Here is a 14238-nt window from a genome sequence, read left to right as displayed (position 1 = left end):
GGGCTTCCAGAGCCGGAGGCCGCGCGGTCCGTAGACTGTGGCGCGTACTGGTCAATGTAGTGCAAAGATCGTCACGCCGCTGGCCAGTTACAGGTGCACAGACGCCAGGCGTCGGGGCGGGCCGGCCAGAACCGTCTGCGGAGGTCAGCAAGGCTTGTGCCACTGAACTGATGCGACTGGCAGTGCAGGGCGACGGAGTGCCCTTATGGGAAGGTGTGCGGCAGCGAAGTCGGCGCGCTGCTGGAGAGGGCTGCGGGCACGTGTAAAACGGGCCTGAGATGGTCCGCGTTTTACACGAGATTTGCGGTGGGACTGGCAAGCGCCGTCATTGGGAGCGGCACGCGCGACTCACGGCTCGGCGAGGCGCGCGCGTCGTATTGGTGCGTGCTCGCCTTCGAGCAGTGGCGAACCTCAGGAACCGAGAAGGCCCGCCGCGATGTTCACGCACAAGCCGAGCACGGCGACGTTGAAGTAGAACGACAAAACGGATTGTGCGAGCGCGGCCCGGCGAATGGGACGTGAGCGCAGCACGACATCCGAGGTTTGCGAGGCAACCGCGATCGTGAACGAGAAGTAAAGTAAGTCCCAATAGTTCGGCGTGAGCGAATGATCGGGAAACAGAAGCGGCGTCTCCTGTACGTCGGTATCGTAGTAGAGCCGGGCGTAGTGCTGGGTGAAGATGGTGGGAATCAGGAACCACGCGCCCATCAGCGTGAGGCCGGTCAGCGTGTAGTGCCATACCGTCGACGCACCCGCCGTGCCCTTCGCCGAGGCGAGTTCCAGCACGATCGCGGCAATGCTTGCAATGGTCGCCATGCAGATCACGAACAGTACGACGCCTGCGTTCTCGTCGTCACGGCGCGCGGAGTCGCGCACGCGACCTGCATCGGCGGCGGCCATGTGCGCCCAGATCAGCACCAGGTAAGTCCACACCGTAGTGTCCCAACCGACCAGCACGCGGACCATCGGACGCATGTGTTGTGGCGTCAATATGGCGACGACGACGCCGACCGCGAGAGCGATCAACATGCGCGGACGATTGCGAAGCGTTTGCGGATAATATTTTATGAGCATGGAAGGGGAGCGGAAGGCGGGTGTGTCGCGGATTCTACTCGTCTGCGTGCGTCGATTGATGAACGGGGCGCGTCGCACTCACAGCCGCTTACAACGGCTTTGCGAGCGCCTTTCAGTCGAAGCCCGGATGCAAGCTCGCAGCACTGGTGTGCGCAACTTTCAGTGGCCAATTTAGGTCGGATTGCTGTTCGCGCGCGCGTGACAGCGGCTTGCGGGCAACATAAGTTGTCAAAACGCGAAGCCAGCAAGACCGCGCCCCCAAACAGGCTGTTTTCGGCAAACTCTGCCGCGTACGCGCGGGTTTTTGCGTGGTTTACTGTCAACTTTGCGCTTTCTCCTGCCGCGCTACGAGAGGCAGCGCTCATACGCATTGGAGATTGCGCATTATCATGAACGTATGGCTTCCGTACTCGACACCTCTGTTCAGCACCATTCGGCGAACCGGAGCGGCCGCGACTTCGTAGTCGGCGACTTGCACGGTTGTGTCGATGCGTTGCGCTATCTGCTGCGCCTCGTCTCGTTCGATCCTGCATGTGACCGGCTTTTTTCAGTCGGCGATCTGGTGGATCGCGGCGAGCATTCCGAACAGGCGTTGGCTTTGCTCGACAAGCCGTGGTTTTTCGCCGTCCTCGGTAATCACGAAGACGCGCTGTGCGCCGTCGCCGATGGCCGGTTGCGGCGGCAATGGTGGTACGGCATTGGCGGCGCGTGGGCAGCGAATCTGCCCGACGAGAGTTTGCGTCGCTATGCCGAGCGGCTGCGCACACTGCCGCTCGTGCGCGTGGTGGGCAGCGGCCCTGAACGTTTCAATGTTCTGCACGCCGAATTTTTCGGCACTGACGCCGAACTCGATGCCGGCAATTTCTCCGCGGACACGCGGCAGCAATTGCTGTGGGGACGTGATCTCGCGATGGGCAACGGCGATCCGCAGCGGCAGCGTGGTTTGTCGCTCACGTACTGCGGCCATACTCCGATGCGCGACATCAAGCAGGTCGGCGCGCAGGTGTTCATCGACACGGGCGCATTTGGCCCGGGCGGCAGGCTGACTATCGTCGAGCCGCGAGCGCTGCGGCGCTGGTCGATTTCAGTGGAAGAAGCGCGCGCCGAAGGCGCGGCGGCGCTGGCGCTGCCCTGACGAGGCGCTTATCGAGGCGCCCATCGAGGCGCTCTCAGCCGACCTGGTTGAGCTCGAACACCATATCCACGCTCGTGCCGTTCCAGTTGTATTCCAGATACGCCGCGTGGTGACAGTCGCGCAACAGCGTTGTCCTGAATGCAGCGAGGCATTCGCCTTCAGTATCCCGCACTGATGGATACGCGATGCCCGGCGCTCCCGCCTCACGTACCGCACGGCCGAGTGATTGACCGGCGAGGTAGTCGTCGGGAGAGAGCACTGCGAGATCGAGTTTCGGATCGCCGCGAAGGTCGACCACTTCCCCTTGTGCCACGACGGTATAGAGGCGCATTTGCTGACGCATTGGCGGCTCTGCGGTGGCTTCGAGAAATCTGGCCGTGTGATACCGCGTTTCGGCGATGGCCGTGACGCGCGAACGGGCGCAATAAAACACGCCGTAGGTGCCGTCGGAAAACCTGCTGCCTAGGGGATTCAGATGCGTGAGCGCGGCCATGATCGGTCCGTAGCCCGGCCCAAAACGGCGTTCTTCACGCGGCACGAGATCGAGTTCTCCGACTTCGGTGCGCAGACGGTCGTTGGTCATTGCTTCGAGCGCGTATAACGCGTCGAAATCTTCCGGCGATGCAACGCGATCGAACAGATTGACGGCCGGAAAGCGAGTGGGAATCACGCGATACGCGGGCGACCAATCCAGAGGCGCGCTGCGCCAGCGGTCCTGCCAATGCGGTTCTGTCACGCCCAGCCGCCTCGCATTGCGTCGAGATACTGGCGCACGGCCACGAGGTCGCTGACATTGCCCGCCAGCATGCGGTCCAGCGCGCGACGGCCGCCGAATGGCGGTGCGCTATTAGGGCGTTTGATCCACGTGTCCGCTGTGCCCGGTTGCGGCAACAGGATTTGCAGCGCCTTGTAGATGCCGAGCAGCAACGACAGGCGCTCCAGCGTATCGCGACCGACGCGCGCCGTTTCCGGCGCCTGCTTCCACTTGAAAAAAGTGGAGCGGCCTGGCGAACCGAGCAGCATGATCTGCTCGTCGGCGCTCAGATCCCAGTCTTGCGCAATTCTGAAGAACGCGCGCAAACCCGCCGCAGACATTTCTGCAAACGATGGTTCCGAAGTCGGCCGATGCACAGGCGCTTCGGGCTGAGTGGCGCGGGCGGCATGAGCCATGAGCGGGTAAGTCCTTATATGTACTTATTGCATATACTAGTCCAAATATGGATTTTTGCAAGGGAATATAATCCCGGCTCGTCACGAAAGTCAAAGATTCAGGAGATGCGGCAGATGTGGGTTCGAGCAGTAGCAACGGGGATCGCCGTGTGGTGTGCGTCTGGAGCGGCCATGGCGGCCGGCTATACAGAAGTGTGGAACCCGCCTGAGGCGAGCGCGCATGGCAAGCACGGCGCGCTTTCCGGGCAGTCTGTGCGAGGTGGGAAGGGTGCTACGAAGTCGGCGACCGCGGCCGGTCACCTGGAAAAGTCGACCGATCACGGCGCTAGCAAACGCGTGGCGGCCACGGGCACCACCAAAGCTTCTCACACGGCGCAAGGTAAGTCGAAGCAGAAGGTAGCGGTCGCCGCCCCAGCCACGAAGGGCCGCGCCCAAGTGGCGCAGATGCAACCCGCTCAGTCGAAGGCAACGCACGGCGCTACGACCCAAAGCCACACCGCCGGGGACGGCGCGATGAGCGACAACGGGAGCAAGCGAAGTGCGGCGAAAACATCGGCGACGATCGCGCCTCACGCCTCCGCGCCCTCGCCAAATACCAGCGCTAATCAGACGGCAGCAACCGCGGACCCGGCAACAGCCCGCAGCGGTTCACTTCCGCCGATCTTGCACTGAGTCGGCCAACCGCTAATCGCCAACGCAGCCACAACGCGTTCCGTAGCAAGCTCACCCGCTCGCCAGCCCGTTCGTCACGAGCCGCAGCGTTTCCTTTGAACGCTCGTCCCGCACGCGGGAGTGCAGCGTCACGCGAGACTCCGGCAGTCGCGGCAACCCAAGCCGTCCGCCGACATCGATCAAACCGCGCGGCGCGACTCTGCGCGCAAGTGGCGACACCGCGAGTCCCGCAGCCACCGCCGCGCCGACAGCCGCGACGCCGCCACCGACGAAGACCTCCTGCCACGCCACCGACGCCTCCGTCAGCGTACGCAGCGCGACATCGCGCACGTTGCACGGCGGGCTCAACAGCGCGAGCGCCAATGGTTCGCCCATTCGCGGCAGCCATGCCGGCGTTGCCAGCCATTCGAGCGGCTCGCTGAACAATACCTGGGCGTCGTCGCGCGGCGGTTCGTCCGCGCCATACCGGATGATCACCGCATCGAGACGGCGTTCGTCGAAATGGGCGAGCAACGCAGCGGACGTACCCAGGTGCAGTTCGACCACGAGCCCCGGGTCGTGCGCGTTCAGTCGCGCCAGCAGTTGCGGCAGGTCGGGCCCCGCAACGTGTTCGCTCAGGCCGAGCGAGAGCCGCCGACGGTCCACTGACAGCGACCCCAGCGCCCGTTCATGCGCGGTCAACAGCTCGCGGGCAGCGCTGAGAAACGCTTTGCCGTCGACGGAAAGACGCACCACGCGGGGCGTGCGCTCCAGCAACTGCTTGCCCAGATGCACTTCCAGGCGCTTGAGCTTGAGGCTGACCGCGGATTGCGTCGTGTCGAGCGCAGCGGCGGCGCGCGTGAAGCTGCACAGATCGGCGACAAGCACGAACGCGCGGACGGCATCCAGATCGAGGACTTTCATTTCGAGTGAATATAGATGAAATAGCTAGCAATATCTGTTCATTATTAACCGGCCGGCCTAAGCTGTGTGCACGTATTCAAACATTTGAGGAGTCAGTCATGCCGATTACCCGAATCGCTTTGCGCGCCGGCAAGCCCGCCGAATATCGGAAGGCAATTGCGGACAGCACCCAGCGGGCGCTCGTTGCCACATTCAACGTGCCGAAGGACGACATCTTCATGTTGATCACGGAGCACGAAGCGGACAACTTCGTGTACGACAACCAGTACCTGAATGTGCAGCGAACCGACGATCTCGTGATGATTCAGATAACGCTGAACAACACGCGCACGCTGGAGCAGAAGAAGGCGCTCTACAAGCGCATGGTCGATGAGTTGCACGAGTCGCCCGGGCTGAGGCGAGAGGATGTGCTGATTAACCTCGTCGAAGTCCTGAAGGAGAACTGGTCGTTCGGCAACGGGATCGCTCAATACGCGCTTTGAGCGGCGGCGCTCGCTTCAACCGATGCGGTCCGGGCGGCGCGGCAGTGTTACCTTTCGGCTTGCCTGGCTAGCGTAGCCTTCAGCCTCCGAGGGGCGCAGCACCGGTCGCTATAATGATCCGCTGTTTCCGATCATTCACTGACCGCTCCTCGCCATGGCACCCGAGCTCAACGATCCGTCTCACGAACCGCTGGAAGTCGGCGGTTCGGTCTGGTTCCAGGCGGGCGCCAATACGCTCGGCGGCGCGTCGCGAATCGCGCTTCTCGCGGCGATCGGCGAAACCGGCTCCATCACCAGCGCGGCGAAGGCCGTCGGCATGAGCTACAAGGGCGCGTGGGACGCCGTCGATGCAATGAACAATCTCGCCGGCGAGCCGCTCGTCGTGCGTCTGACTGGCGGCAAGGGTGGCGGCGGTACCACGCTGACGCCGCGCGCACTCAAGCTCATCGAAACATTCCGCGCGGTAGAGCGCGAACATCGGCGCTTTCTCGAGCGGGCGGGCGCCGCAATCGAAGGTTTCGCGCCGGACTGGGATCTGATCGGCCGCATCGGTGTAAAAACGAGCGCACGCAATCAGCTGTACGGCACTGTGGCGCATATCGCGCGTGGCACGATCAACGACGAAGTCTCGCTCGCGCTCCCCGGCGGCCACACGATCGTCGCCGTCCTCACGCACGAAAGCACTGAATCGCTCGGCCTTGCAGTCGGCTCGGCGGCGTTCGCGTTGATCAAGGCGTCGTGGGTCGTGTTGCTAGTCGAACGGGAAAACAGCGCGCCGCTAAAGCTTTCTGCGCGCAACCAGCTGCGCGGCATCGTGCAAAGCGTGAAGCGGGGCGCGGTCAGTGCCGAGGTGTCGCTCATGCTGGAAGGCGGCGCGATCATCACCGCCGTGGTCACGAACGAGAGCGCCGAATCACTCGGTCTCGCACAAGGCGCGAGCGCCGTCGCGGCATTCAAGGCGTCCAGCGTGATACTCGGCGTGAAAGACTGAGGGCTCGTGCGAGAGAGAGCAAGGCCAAGGGCGCGCGCCGATCAGGTTTCGCTGCGTGCGTAGCCGCTGAATGCCTGGCTTTCGCGAACGCCGCCGTCGCTGATCTGCACGACCTGATCGCCGAAGGCGGCTACGTCGTCGGGATCGTGCGTGATAAGCACCATCGGAATATCAAGCCGTGTCTGCAAGTCGGACAACTCAAGCCGCATGCGCTGACGCAGCGTGCTGTCCAACGCCGAGAACGGCTCGTCCAGCAACAGCAGTTGAGGTTGCGCGACGAGCGCACGCGCAAGCGCGACGCGCTGTTTCTGTCCGCCCGAAAGTTGCGCCGGATAGTTGCCGGCGACACCGCGTAACTCCAGCGCGTCGAGCCAGTAATCGATCTGCGCATGACTGCTGCGCGCGCGCGGATTGAACCAGCCGCGCTGCAAGCCGAAACCGATGTTTTGACGCACGTTCAGATGCGGAAACAGCGCGTAGTCCTGGAAGAGGTACGCGACCTTGCGCGCCTGCGGCTTCAGATCGACATTGAGCTTGCTGTCGAACAGCGCATTGCCGTGCAGCGTGATCTTGCCTTCGTCGGGACGCAACAGACCGGCGATCGCCTGCAACGTCAGACTCTTTCCCGCGCCGGACGGGCCGAACAGCACCACGCGCTGCGTGGTCGCAGTGAAAGCGACGTCGAGCGCGAAGCGGCGCTCGGCGCTCACGAATGTCTTGTGGATGTCGACTTCGAGCGGCATATCAGCGGGAAACCAGAAGCGTGCGCTGCGGCACGAGGCGGCCGGCGAGCAGCAGGATCACGACGCACGTCACCGAGGTCACGATCACGAGGAAGTTCGCCGTGGCGTCGTCGCCCGCTTGCACAGCTGAGTAGACCGCGACCGAAAGCGTCTGCGTGCGGCCCGGCAGGTTGCCCGCGATCATCAGCGTGGCACCGAATTCGCCGAGCGCCCGCGCGAAGGCGAGCAGCCCGCCGGCGAGAATTCCGCGCGCGGCAAGCGGCAGGCTCACGCGAAAGAAAACCGCCGTTTCGCTGACGCCGAGCGTGCGCGCGGCGCGTTCGAGTTGGGGATCGACTGCTTCGAAGGCGGCGCGCGCCGATTTCAGCACGAGCGGGAACGCCACCACCGTCGACGCGATCACCGCGCCTTGCCAGGTGAACACCAGTTGAATGTCGAAGCGGTCGAGCCAGGCGCCGATCACACCGCGTCGCCCGAGCAGGACGAGCAGGTAGTAACCGAGCACCGTGGGCGGCATGACGAGCGGCAGCGTCAGCAACGAATCGACGACGTCGCGCGCTCCCGAGCGCCAGCGCGACAGGCCGAAACCGGCGGCAACACCGAACACCAGATTCAGCGCGGTCGCCCAGCCTGCCACCTTGAGTGACAGCATCAGCGGAATCCAGGCTTGTTGCATGATCGTCTGCGGTCCGTTGTCGACGTTGATGGAGGTGGAGCGATCCGGACGTTAGTGGGCCGGTTTGAAACCGTACTTCGCCAACACCGCCTGGCCGGCCGGCGACAAAACGAAGCTCACGAAGGCCTGCGCGTCCGCTGCATGACGGCTGCCCTCCACTTGCGCGATCGGGTAGGTGATCTGGGTTTGCGTCGGCACCGTCAGCGCGACCTTCACCTTGCCGGGGACGATGGCGGCGTCGGTGCCGAACACGAAACCGGCGTCCACTTCACCACGCGACACATAGTCGAGGCTTTGACGCACGTTCGCCGCCAGCACGGCCTTGGCGCTCACGGCATCCCACACGCCGGCGGCTTGCAACGCACCTTGCGTGTAGCGGCCAACCGGCACGGAGGCCGGATCGCCATACGCAATCCGTTTCACATTCGACGACGTCAATTCGTTGAGACTGGACGGCGCAAAACGGCTGTCCGCCGGGACGATCAGAACGAGCGAATTGGCAGCGAAGTCCTTACGCGTGGCCGGTACGATGACTTTCTCCGCCGCGGCCTTGTCCATGGCCTTCTGGTCGGCCGACGCAAAAACGTCGGCGGGCGCGCCTTTGGCGATTTGCTGCATCAGTACGTCGGACGCGCCGAAATTCAGCAGAACCTTGGTGCCGGCGTGCTGCTTTTCGAAGGCTTCGCTCACTGCGGTGAACGCATTGGTCAGGCTCGCGGCGGCGGACACCACCAGTTCATCGGCGCGGGCGTTGACGCTAAAGACAATAGAAACCGCGCTGGTCATCAGCAGCGCTTGTTTCAGCAGGCGGCGGGACAGTGTCATGAACGTGTGGAAGTCCGGCGCGCGCCGGACCATGATTGGAAACCCGTATCGTAATATAGACGAGGTTATAGCGCTGGCGCGACGAGCATGCCGTTGCGCGAAGAAGGCGGATGGCGAGGCAGAAAACGGCTTAGGCGTTCAGAGAGCGCGGCGGCGCGAGGCTGTTTCGCGTCTGCGAGAGCGGCGCGGCGGCCGGCCGGACATCGCGCACGGCCTTCCACTTTGCGCGGATGAACGGCCGGTCGTGGCCGGAGACTTTCAGCGCGATGTGCGTCACCCAGCGCTGAGTCGGCACGTGAACGCCGTGCATCAGCACGGCAAGCGCCATCAGGCTGACCGCGACGGGGAGCACGGAAAGGCGCTCGGGGACAGCGTTCCACGCCATCCGCACGAACAAAAGCGCGGCTAGCGCGCCGACGAGACACCCAGTAATTGCTTCCGAAGGCGAGTGCGCGCTCAGCACGACGCGCGACAACCCAACCGCCATTCCGGCAGCCAGCCCGAGTACAACGCCCAGCACGCGGACGGGCGGTCGCGTGCGCAAAAGCATCAGGAACAGGGCGACCGGATAGACGGCCGTCGAGAGCATGGCATGGCCACTGACGCCCGTGAAATCGAACTCGCGCACGCCTACGCCCCAGCCGAGGAACGCCAGCTTCGTCACCGTCACGACGCCGATTGCCGCGCCGAGCAGCAACAGCCAGCCGGCCGCCATGCGCCACGTGTAGCCGACCCCGAGCCACAGCGCGATGGCGAACGCTAGCGGCAGCGTCATGCCGGCGCCGCCGAGGCTGGTGATCGAATACCACAGTTGGGCTGGTAGGTCGGGCATCGAGAAAAGGCGGTCAGAGCCGCATAGAATCATTGATATCTCACTAACGCGCGAGCGAGGCAAAGCGCCGACGCGTTGGGGTAAGCGCCTAGTATAGACGGCGCCTGCCGACGGCTCGCGGCGCGCAGACAAGCTTTTTGCCTGGGGATGTTAGGCGGCTAACAGGCGCCAGCAACCTTTAATGGCGGTCGGGGACAAGGTTTGGTGCGGCGAGCGATGCCGGCGGACTCGCTAGGCGGCTCCTGCATCGCCTGAGGATTGATGTTATTGTGCATTGCACAAGAAACGCATGTGCGTTCGTCAATCCTGCCCTTTTTGCGAGGTTCAGCGCCGATGGCAAAAAGTCTATCGAAAATCTGGCTCCGCGGCCTCAAGCGCCTGCTCGCTATTCAGACCGAGCACGTCCACACGACCGCCAAGCGCGCCACTAAGCGCCCGGCCCGCGCGGCCTCCAGCAAGCCGTCGACGAAGGTCCGCCCGCTGAAATCTGCCGCATTGCGTTCGCCCGTCAAACGCGAAGCGCCGCACGCGGCCGCACGCGAATCGCGGGTGCGGCCACGGGCGGCCGCCTGGGCGAGCGGATCGTGGACGCGTTCGTTCCATTCGGCGCCTGCGGCGCCCGGCCGGCTGGTTAATCATCTTCAATACGGCCTCTACGTTCCGTCGGGCCACGCTCTCGAAGCCATGCCGCTGCTTGTGATGTTGCACGGCTGCACGCAATCCATCGACGAATTCGCGCAAGGTACCCGGATGAACGTGCTGGCGGACCGCTACGGCTTTGCTGTCGTTTATCCGGAACAGTCGAAGCATGCGCATTCGCACCGCTGCTGGCACTGGTACGACGCCGGCGAAAGCGCCGGTGGTGCCGAGGCGCGGGCGGTGGTGTCGCTCGTCGATGCGCTGGTCGCCCAGCATGGTTTCGACAGCGAGCGCGTTTATGTGGCTGGAATTTCTGCGGGGGCGGGGCTCGCGGCGCTGCTGGCGCTGCGTTTTCCGGACCGCTTTGCGGCGGTCGCGCTGCACTCTGGACCTGCTTTTGGCGAAGCCCGCTCCGGCATTACGGCGATGGACGTGATGCGGCGCGGCGCGCGGCGCGATCCTGCTGAACTCGTCGATGAGGTGGCGGACGTTGCGCACTACCCGGGCATGCCGGCGCTCATCATCCACGGCGACGCCGATCATGTGGTTGCGCCGGTCAACGCCGACCAGCTTGCGACGCAATTTTTGCGTCTGAATCGGATGATCGATCCCAAAGGCGCGCGCAAATCCGGCGAAATGCGCGAAGACCGCAAGGGCGGCATGACGCTACGCGACTATTTCCGCAGCGGCCGGCGCGTCGTTCGCGTGTGTCACGTGCAAGGCGTCGCGCATGCCTGGAGCGGCGGAGACGACTCTGTGCCGTTTCATTCCGCGAAGGGCCCGGACGCCAGCGCCATGGTGTGGGAGTTCTTCAAGCACCAACGGCGGGTGGGCGCGGGCGTCGCCGAGAGCACTTCGGCCGACGCCTCTGCGTACGCACGGTGACTTTTGAGCAACAGCCGAAAATGAATGTTGGCGTAATCCTAGGGTTTTCCCTATAATACGGGTTATCCCCTAGGCGTTAATGCCTACACTCATTGCCGAGGTTCTCATCATGTACCTGCTTACCCGCTTGTTCCTCTTTCTGACCAAGTCGCCCGAACAACTCGCAAAAGAACGCGCTGACGCGTTCCTGGCCGAAGCGACAGACCTGTACGACCTCGAGTTCCGCATGCGCAAGCTGGATCGCGACGCGAACTTTCGTCAGCCGTCGTGGATGAGCCAGCACTAAGCTGCGCTGTAATTGAAGCATCGGCGGTAGCAAATGACGCCGGTGCTGGCGAAGGGCTGAGCGTCGGCTCCAAGCCAGTAGCGCTGCTACAAAAACCCGCTTTCCGGCTGCGTCACAAGACGCGGTGAGCGTGTGCTCACTTTCCGAATCGAGCCAGCGTCCGGGCTCTCGCCTGCGCGTGGTCGACAATCGGCTCCGGGTAATCCTTGCCTAACACAACGTCGTATTGTGCGAGCCGTTCCGCGCCCGCCAGCCACGGCGCGTGGATCCATTTGGCCGGCAGTTTCCCCAACTGCGGCAAATAGCGTTTGATGAACCGGCCGTCGGCATCGAATTTCTCCGATTGCGTGACTGGGTTGAAGATCCGGAAATAGGGCTGCGCGTCGCATCCTGTGGAAGCCGCCCATTGCCAGCCGCCGTTATTCGCCGCGAAGTCGAAATCGTTCAGTTGATCGGCGAAATAGCGCTCCCCGAGCCGCCAGTCCACGCCTAGGTCTTTCACCAGAAAACTCGCGGTCACCATGCGCAGGCGGTTATGCATGTAGCCGGTGCTGTTGAGCTGCAACATGGCCGCGTCGATCAGCGGATAGCCGGTGCGGCCTTCGCACCATGCGGCGAACGCTTCATCCGCTTCCGGGCCCTGCTCCCAACGCAGACGGTCGTACTCTTCCTTGAACGACGCCCCGCCCGCCAACCTGGGGTGATGCGACAGGATCATGAAGTAGAAATCCCGCCAGATCAGTTCCGAGAGCCACGTGGCCGAGCCTTGGCCGTCCGGTTGCAGAGACATCTCATGAGCGAGCCGTGCGAGCGTGCGAATCGACACGGTGCCAAAGCGCAAGTGCACCGACAGATAGCTAGGACCCTTGGCCGCCGGAAAATCCCGCCGTTCTGCGTAGCTGTCGATACGCGTCAGAAAGTCGTCGAGCAGCCGCCGGGCGCCGCTCATGCCGGTGGGCAACTCGAGCTCTCCGAGATTGCTGGGCGCGAAACCCAGTTGATCTAGCGTCGGTAGATGCCGGTCTAGCTTTGCCGGCAGCTTCGCCAGGTGGTTTGCGTAGGTTTCGACCGGATAAGGCTTCAGATCAAAGCTCGTCAGTTGCTTGAGCCACGCGTTCTTGTACGGCGTGAAAACCGTGAATGGCTTGTTCTGGCCAGTCAACAGTTCGGCGCGCTCGAAAATCACCTGATCCTTGAAAGTCAGCCATTGGCGTCCTGCCTCGGCGACACGCTCGCGCACGTTCTCGTCCCGCTCGATCGCGGCGGGTTCGTAGTCGTGGTTCGCAAATACCGCATCGACCTGCAACTCGTTGGCGAGCTTCGGCACGAGATCGGCCGGATCGCCGCTCAGCACGACGAGCCCGCCACCCTGAGCGCGCAGCGCGTCGTCGAGTTCGCCCAGCGACGCAAGAATGAACTCGACACGGCGATCTTGCGCCTGCGTGCCCGGATGACGCGTCACCCACTTATCAACGATCGGTTGCAGGATCGTCGTATCGAACACAAACACGCACCACACGCGCTCGCAATGCTTGAGCGCATAGTACAGCGCGGCGTTATCGGTGCTGCGCAGGTCACGGCGAAACCAGACCAGGCCGGTGTCGAAGGTGTCGTTCAGTCGTCGGACGCGTGTCATCGGCAAGTTGAGATGTAAATGGCTGCGCGCCCGCCCTCGGCGTCGAGGGCGGGCGCGGATGAGGCCGGCAGTTGAAGTGCCGCGTTTCCCGGCGAGCCGTGAGCGATCCGCCGACCTGGCAGCTTACGCGACTTGCAGACGAACTGCGACGTTGTTGCGCGTAGCGTTCGAGTACGGGCAAACCTGGTGAGCGGCGTCGACCAGTTCTTTAGCTGCATCTGCATCCAGACCCGGCAGCGAGATGCGAAGATCGATGTCCAGTGCGAAGCCGCCCTTGTCGTTCGGACCGATGCCGACTTCTGCGGTGACCTGAGTATCGGCAGGCAGCGTCTGCTTGTGCTGACCCGCGACAAACTTCATTGCGCTGAGAAAACATGCCGAATAGCCAGCGGCGAACAACTGTTCAGGGTTCGTGCCGGCTGCGCCGTTGCCTCCCAATTCGCGCGGCGCAGCGAGCTTCACGTCCAACGCGTTGTCGGACGATACTGCACGGCCGTCGCGGCCACCGGTGCTCGTTGCACTTGCTTTGTAGAGGATGTTCATCGCGCTGCTCCTTGATCTGGGTTTGGGAAGATCTGCATGTTGCCGCTTCGCGCTACCTGCCGTTGTGGCGCGGTGCCAGTGAAGCGGCATGTGATAAATATAGTACACAAATCATTTGTGTACAAATTAAATTTTGCATGGCGTCGATAGCCAGCGTTTGCACCGGCGCGTCTAGTTATCCGTGTAGTCGTTAAGCGTGGTGCGCAGGCGAGTCAGATCATCGCGCAAACGCAGCAGGAATTCGGGCGTCTGTTGCGTGGCGCAAAAGATTTCGGCGGGCACCTCGCGGGCCTGACGCTTGAGCGCTGCGCCGGCCTTGGTGAGCCGAACGTAGACGAGACGTTCGTCTTCCACTCCCCGCACCCGTTCCACCAGACCTTGCGTCTCGAGGCGCTTGAGCAGGGGCGTAACAGTTGCCGAATCGAGGTTCAGCCGCGCGGCCATTCCCTTGACCGTGACGTCGTCGCTTTCCCATAGCACCAGCATCGCCAGATATTGCGGATACGTGAGACCGATCTTGTCGAGAAGCGGCTTGTAGGCCTTGGTCATCGCCAGCGACGTGGAGTAGAGGGCGAAGCACAGTTGCTCGTCGAGCGTGAAGGGCAAAGCGGGGCGCTGGGTCATGATGCATCTCGTGTCAAAGGAGTGCACGCAAATAGATTGAGTGCAAACCATTGTGCCGCAAATCGGCGCACATTGACGACTATGAGATGTAAAGGCGGACTACGAGAAGCGGGCGCCGCGGT

General features: G+C 63.1%; 17 protein-coding genes. 6 read left to right on the top strand and 11 right to left on the bottom strand.

Annotated features, from left to right (window positions below; genetic code table 11):
- Nucleotides 1–411: 411 nt before the first annotated feature.
- Entirely contained in the window at nucleotides 412–1074 is a 663-nt protein-coding gene (locus ACTJLB_RS28440) for a DUF1345 domain-containing protein (protein ID WP_087752679.1), read from the bottom strand.
- Between the two features lie 397 nt (nucleotides 1075–1471).
- On the opposite strand from ACTJLB_RS28440, the gene ACTJLB_RS28435 reads away from it, so the two are divergent.
- A complete protein-coding gene (locus tag ACTJLB_RS28435) occupies nucleotides 1472–2209 on the top strand; it encodes a metallophosphoesterase (protein WP_020071033.1) in 738 nt (245 codons plus the stop codon).
- A 34-nt stretch (nucleotides 2210–2243) separates the two neighbouring features.
- Here the strand turns inward: ACTJLB_RS28435 and ACTJLB_RS28430 are convergent, their stop codons facing one another.
- Both ACTJLB_RS28430 and ACTJLB_RS28425 read right to left on the bottom strand, forming a co-directional pair.
- The gene (locus ACTJLB_RS28430; protein WP_088176547.1) at nucleotides 2244–2945 is read right to left on the bottom strand and encodes an RES family NAD+ phosphorylase; all 702 of its coding nucleotides are present in this window, start codon (nucleotides 2943–2945) and stop codon (nucleotides 2244–2246) included.
- On the bottom strand, nucleotides 2942–3379 hold the full coding sequence (locus ACTJLB_RS28425; RefSeq protein WP_087752677.1) for an MbcA/ParS/Xre antitoxin family protein: 438 nt from the start codon (nucleotides 3377–3379) through the stop codon (nucleotides 2942–2944). Before ACTJLB_RS28425 ends, ACTJLB_RS28430 begins: the two co-directional genes overlap by 4 nt.
- 114 nt (nucleotides 3380–3493) lie before the next feature.
- Between ACTJLB_RS28425 and ACTJLB_RS28420 the strand changes: the two genes are divergently transcribed.
- Nucleotides 3494–4051, top strand: a complete 558-nt coding sequence (locus tag ACTJLB_RS28420; protein WP_440785248.1) for a hypothetical protein — start codon at nucleotides 3494–3496, stop codon at nucleotides 4049–4051.
- 51 nt (nucleotides 4052–4102) lie between these two features.
- Here ACTJLB_RS28420 and ACTJLB_RS28415 read toward each other — a convergent pair whose 3' ends face one another.
- Nucleotides 4103–4954, bottom strand: coding sequence for a LysR family transcriptional regulator (locus ACTJLB_RS28415; protein ID WP_440785247.1), 852 nt, complete (start codon nucleotides 4952–4954; stop codon nucleotides 4103–4105).
- A gap of 98 nt (nucleotides 4955–5052) precedes the next feature.
- Between ACTJLB_RS28415 and ACTJLB_RS28410 the strand changes: the two genes are divergently transcribed.
- Together ACTJLB_RS28410 and ACTJLB_RS28405 are read left to right on the top strand one after the other, a co-directional pair.
- Nucleotides 5053–5436 carry a tautomerase family protein gene (locus tag ACTJLB_RS28410; protein WP_020071028.1) on the top strand — a complete coding sequence of 128 codons (384 nt, stop codon included), beginning with the start codon at nucleotides 5053–5055 and terminating at the stop codon, nucleotides 5434–5436.
- 154 nt (nucleotides 5437–5590) lie between these two features.
- On the top strand, nucleotides 5591–6427 hold the full coding sequence (locus tag ACTJLB_RS28405) for a TOBE domain-containing protein (RefSeq protein WP_020071027.1): 837 nt from the start codon (nucleotides 5591–5593) through the stop codon (nucleotides 6425–6427).
- Nucleotides 6428–6468: 41 nt separating this feature from the next.
- Here the strand turns inward: ACTJLB_RS28405 and ACTJLB_RS28400 are convergent, their stop codons facing one another.
- The 4 genes from ACTJLB_RS28400 to ACTJLB_RS28385 form a co-directional block, all read right to left on the bottom strand.
- Nucleotides 6469–7170, bottom strand: a complete 702-nt coding sequence (locus ACTJLB_RS28400) for a sulfate/molybdate ABC transporter ATP-binding protein (RefSeq protein WP_440785246.1) — start codon at nucleotides 7168–7170, stop codon at nucleotides 6469–6471.
- Nucleotide 7171: 1 nt separating this feature from the next.
- Nucleotides 7172–7846, bottom strand: a complete 675-nt coding sequence (modB, locus tag ACTJLB_RS28395) for a molybdate ABC transporter permease subunit (RefSeq protein WP_020071025.1) — start codon at nucleotides 7844–7846, stop codon at nucleotides 7172–7174.
- Between the two features lie 51 nt (nucleotides 7847–7897).
- Nucleotides 7898–8671: a molybdate ABC transporter substrate-binding protein gene (gene modA / locus ACTJLB_RS28390; protein ID WP_027805097.1), complete on the bottom strand. Its 774-nt coding sequence runs from the start codon at nucleotides 8669–8671 to the stop codon at nucleotides 7898–7900.
- Nucleotides 8672–8801: 130 nt separating this feature from the next.
- Nucleotides 8802–9503: a phosphatase PAP2 family protein gene (locus tag ACTJLB_RS28385; protein WP_087752728.1), complete on the bottom strand. Its 702-nt coding sequence runs from the start codon at nucleotides 9501–9503 to the stop codon at nucleotides 8802–8804.
- A gap of 333 nt (nucleotides 9504–9836) precedes the next feature.
- On the opposite strand from ACTJLB_RS28385, the gene ACTJLB_RS28380 reads away from it, so the two are divergent.
- Together ACTJLB_RS28380 and ACTJLB_RS28375 are read left to right on the top strand one after the other, a co-directional pair.
- Complete coding sequence (locus ACTJLB_RS28380; RefSeq protein ID WP_440785245.1) at nucleotides 9837–11027, top strand: extracellular catalytic domain type 1 short-chain-length polyhydroxyalkanoate depolymerase; 1191 nt, start codon at nucleotides 9837–9839, stop codon at nucleotides 11025–11027.
- Nucleotides 11028–11136: 109 nt separating this feature from the next.
- Nucleotides 11137–11313 carry a DUF3563 family protein gene (locus ACTJLB_RS28375; RefSeq protein WP_084530981.1) on the top strand — a complete coding sequence of 59 codons (177 nt, stop codon included), beginning with the start codon at nucleotides 11137–11139 and terminating at the stop codon, nucleotides 11311–11313.
- A 136-nt stretch (nucleotides 11314–11449) separates the two neighbouring features.
- On the opposite strand, the gene ACTJLB_RS28370 is transcribed toward ACTJLB_RS28375, so the two are convergent.
- From ACTJLB_RS28370 to ACTJLB_RS28360, 3 genes are all read right to left on the bottom strand, one after another.
- Nucleotides 11450–12949: a cryptochrome/photolyase family protein gene (locus ACTJLB_RS28370; RefSeq protein ID WP_440785244.1), complete on the bottom strand. Its 1500-nt coding sequence runs from the start codon at nucleotides 12947–12949 to the stop codon at nucleotides 11450–11452.
- Between the two features lie 123 nt (nucleotides 12950–13072).
- Nucleotides 13073–13492: an organic hydroperoxide resistance protein gene (locus ACTJLB_RS28365; RefSeq protein ID WP_020071019.1), complete on the bottom strand. Its 420-nt coding sequence runs from the start codon at nucleotides 13490–13492 to the stop codon at nucleotides 13073–13075.
- 171 nt (nucleotides 13493–13663) lie between these two features.
- Entirely contained in the window at nucleotides 13664–14116 is a 453-nt protein-coding gene (locus ACTJLB_RS28360; RefSeq protein WP_440785243.1) for a MarR family winged helix-turn-helix transcriptional regulator, read from the bottom strand.
- Between the last annotated feature and the right edge of the window lie 122 nt (nucleotides 14117–14238).

The sequence above is a fragment of the Paraburkholderia sp. 22098 genome (genome assembly GCF_052045935.1).
Lineage (GTDB): Bacteria > Pseudomonadota > Gammaproteobacteria > Burkholderiales > Burkholderiaceae > Paraburkholderia > Paraburkholderia caledonica.
This window is presented reverse-complemented; position numbering and strand designations above follow the sequence as displayed.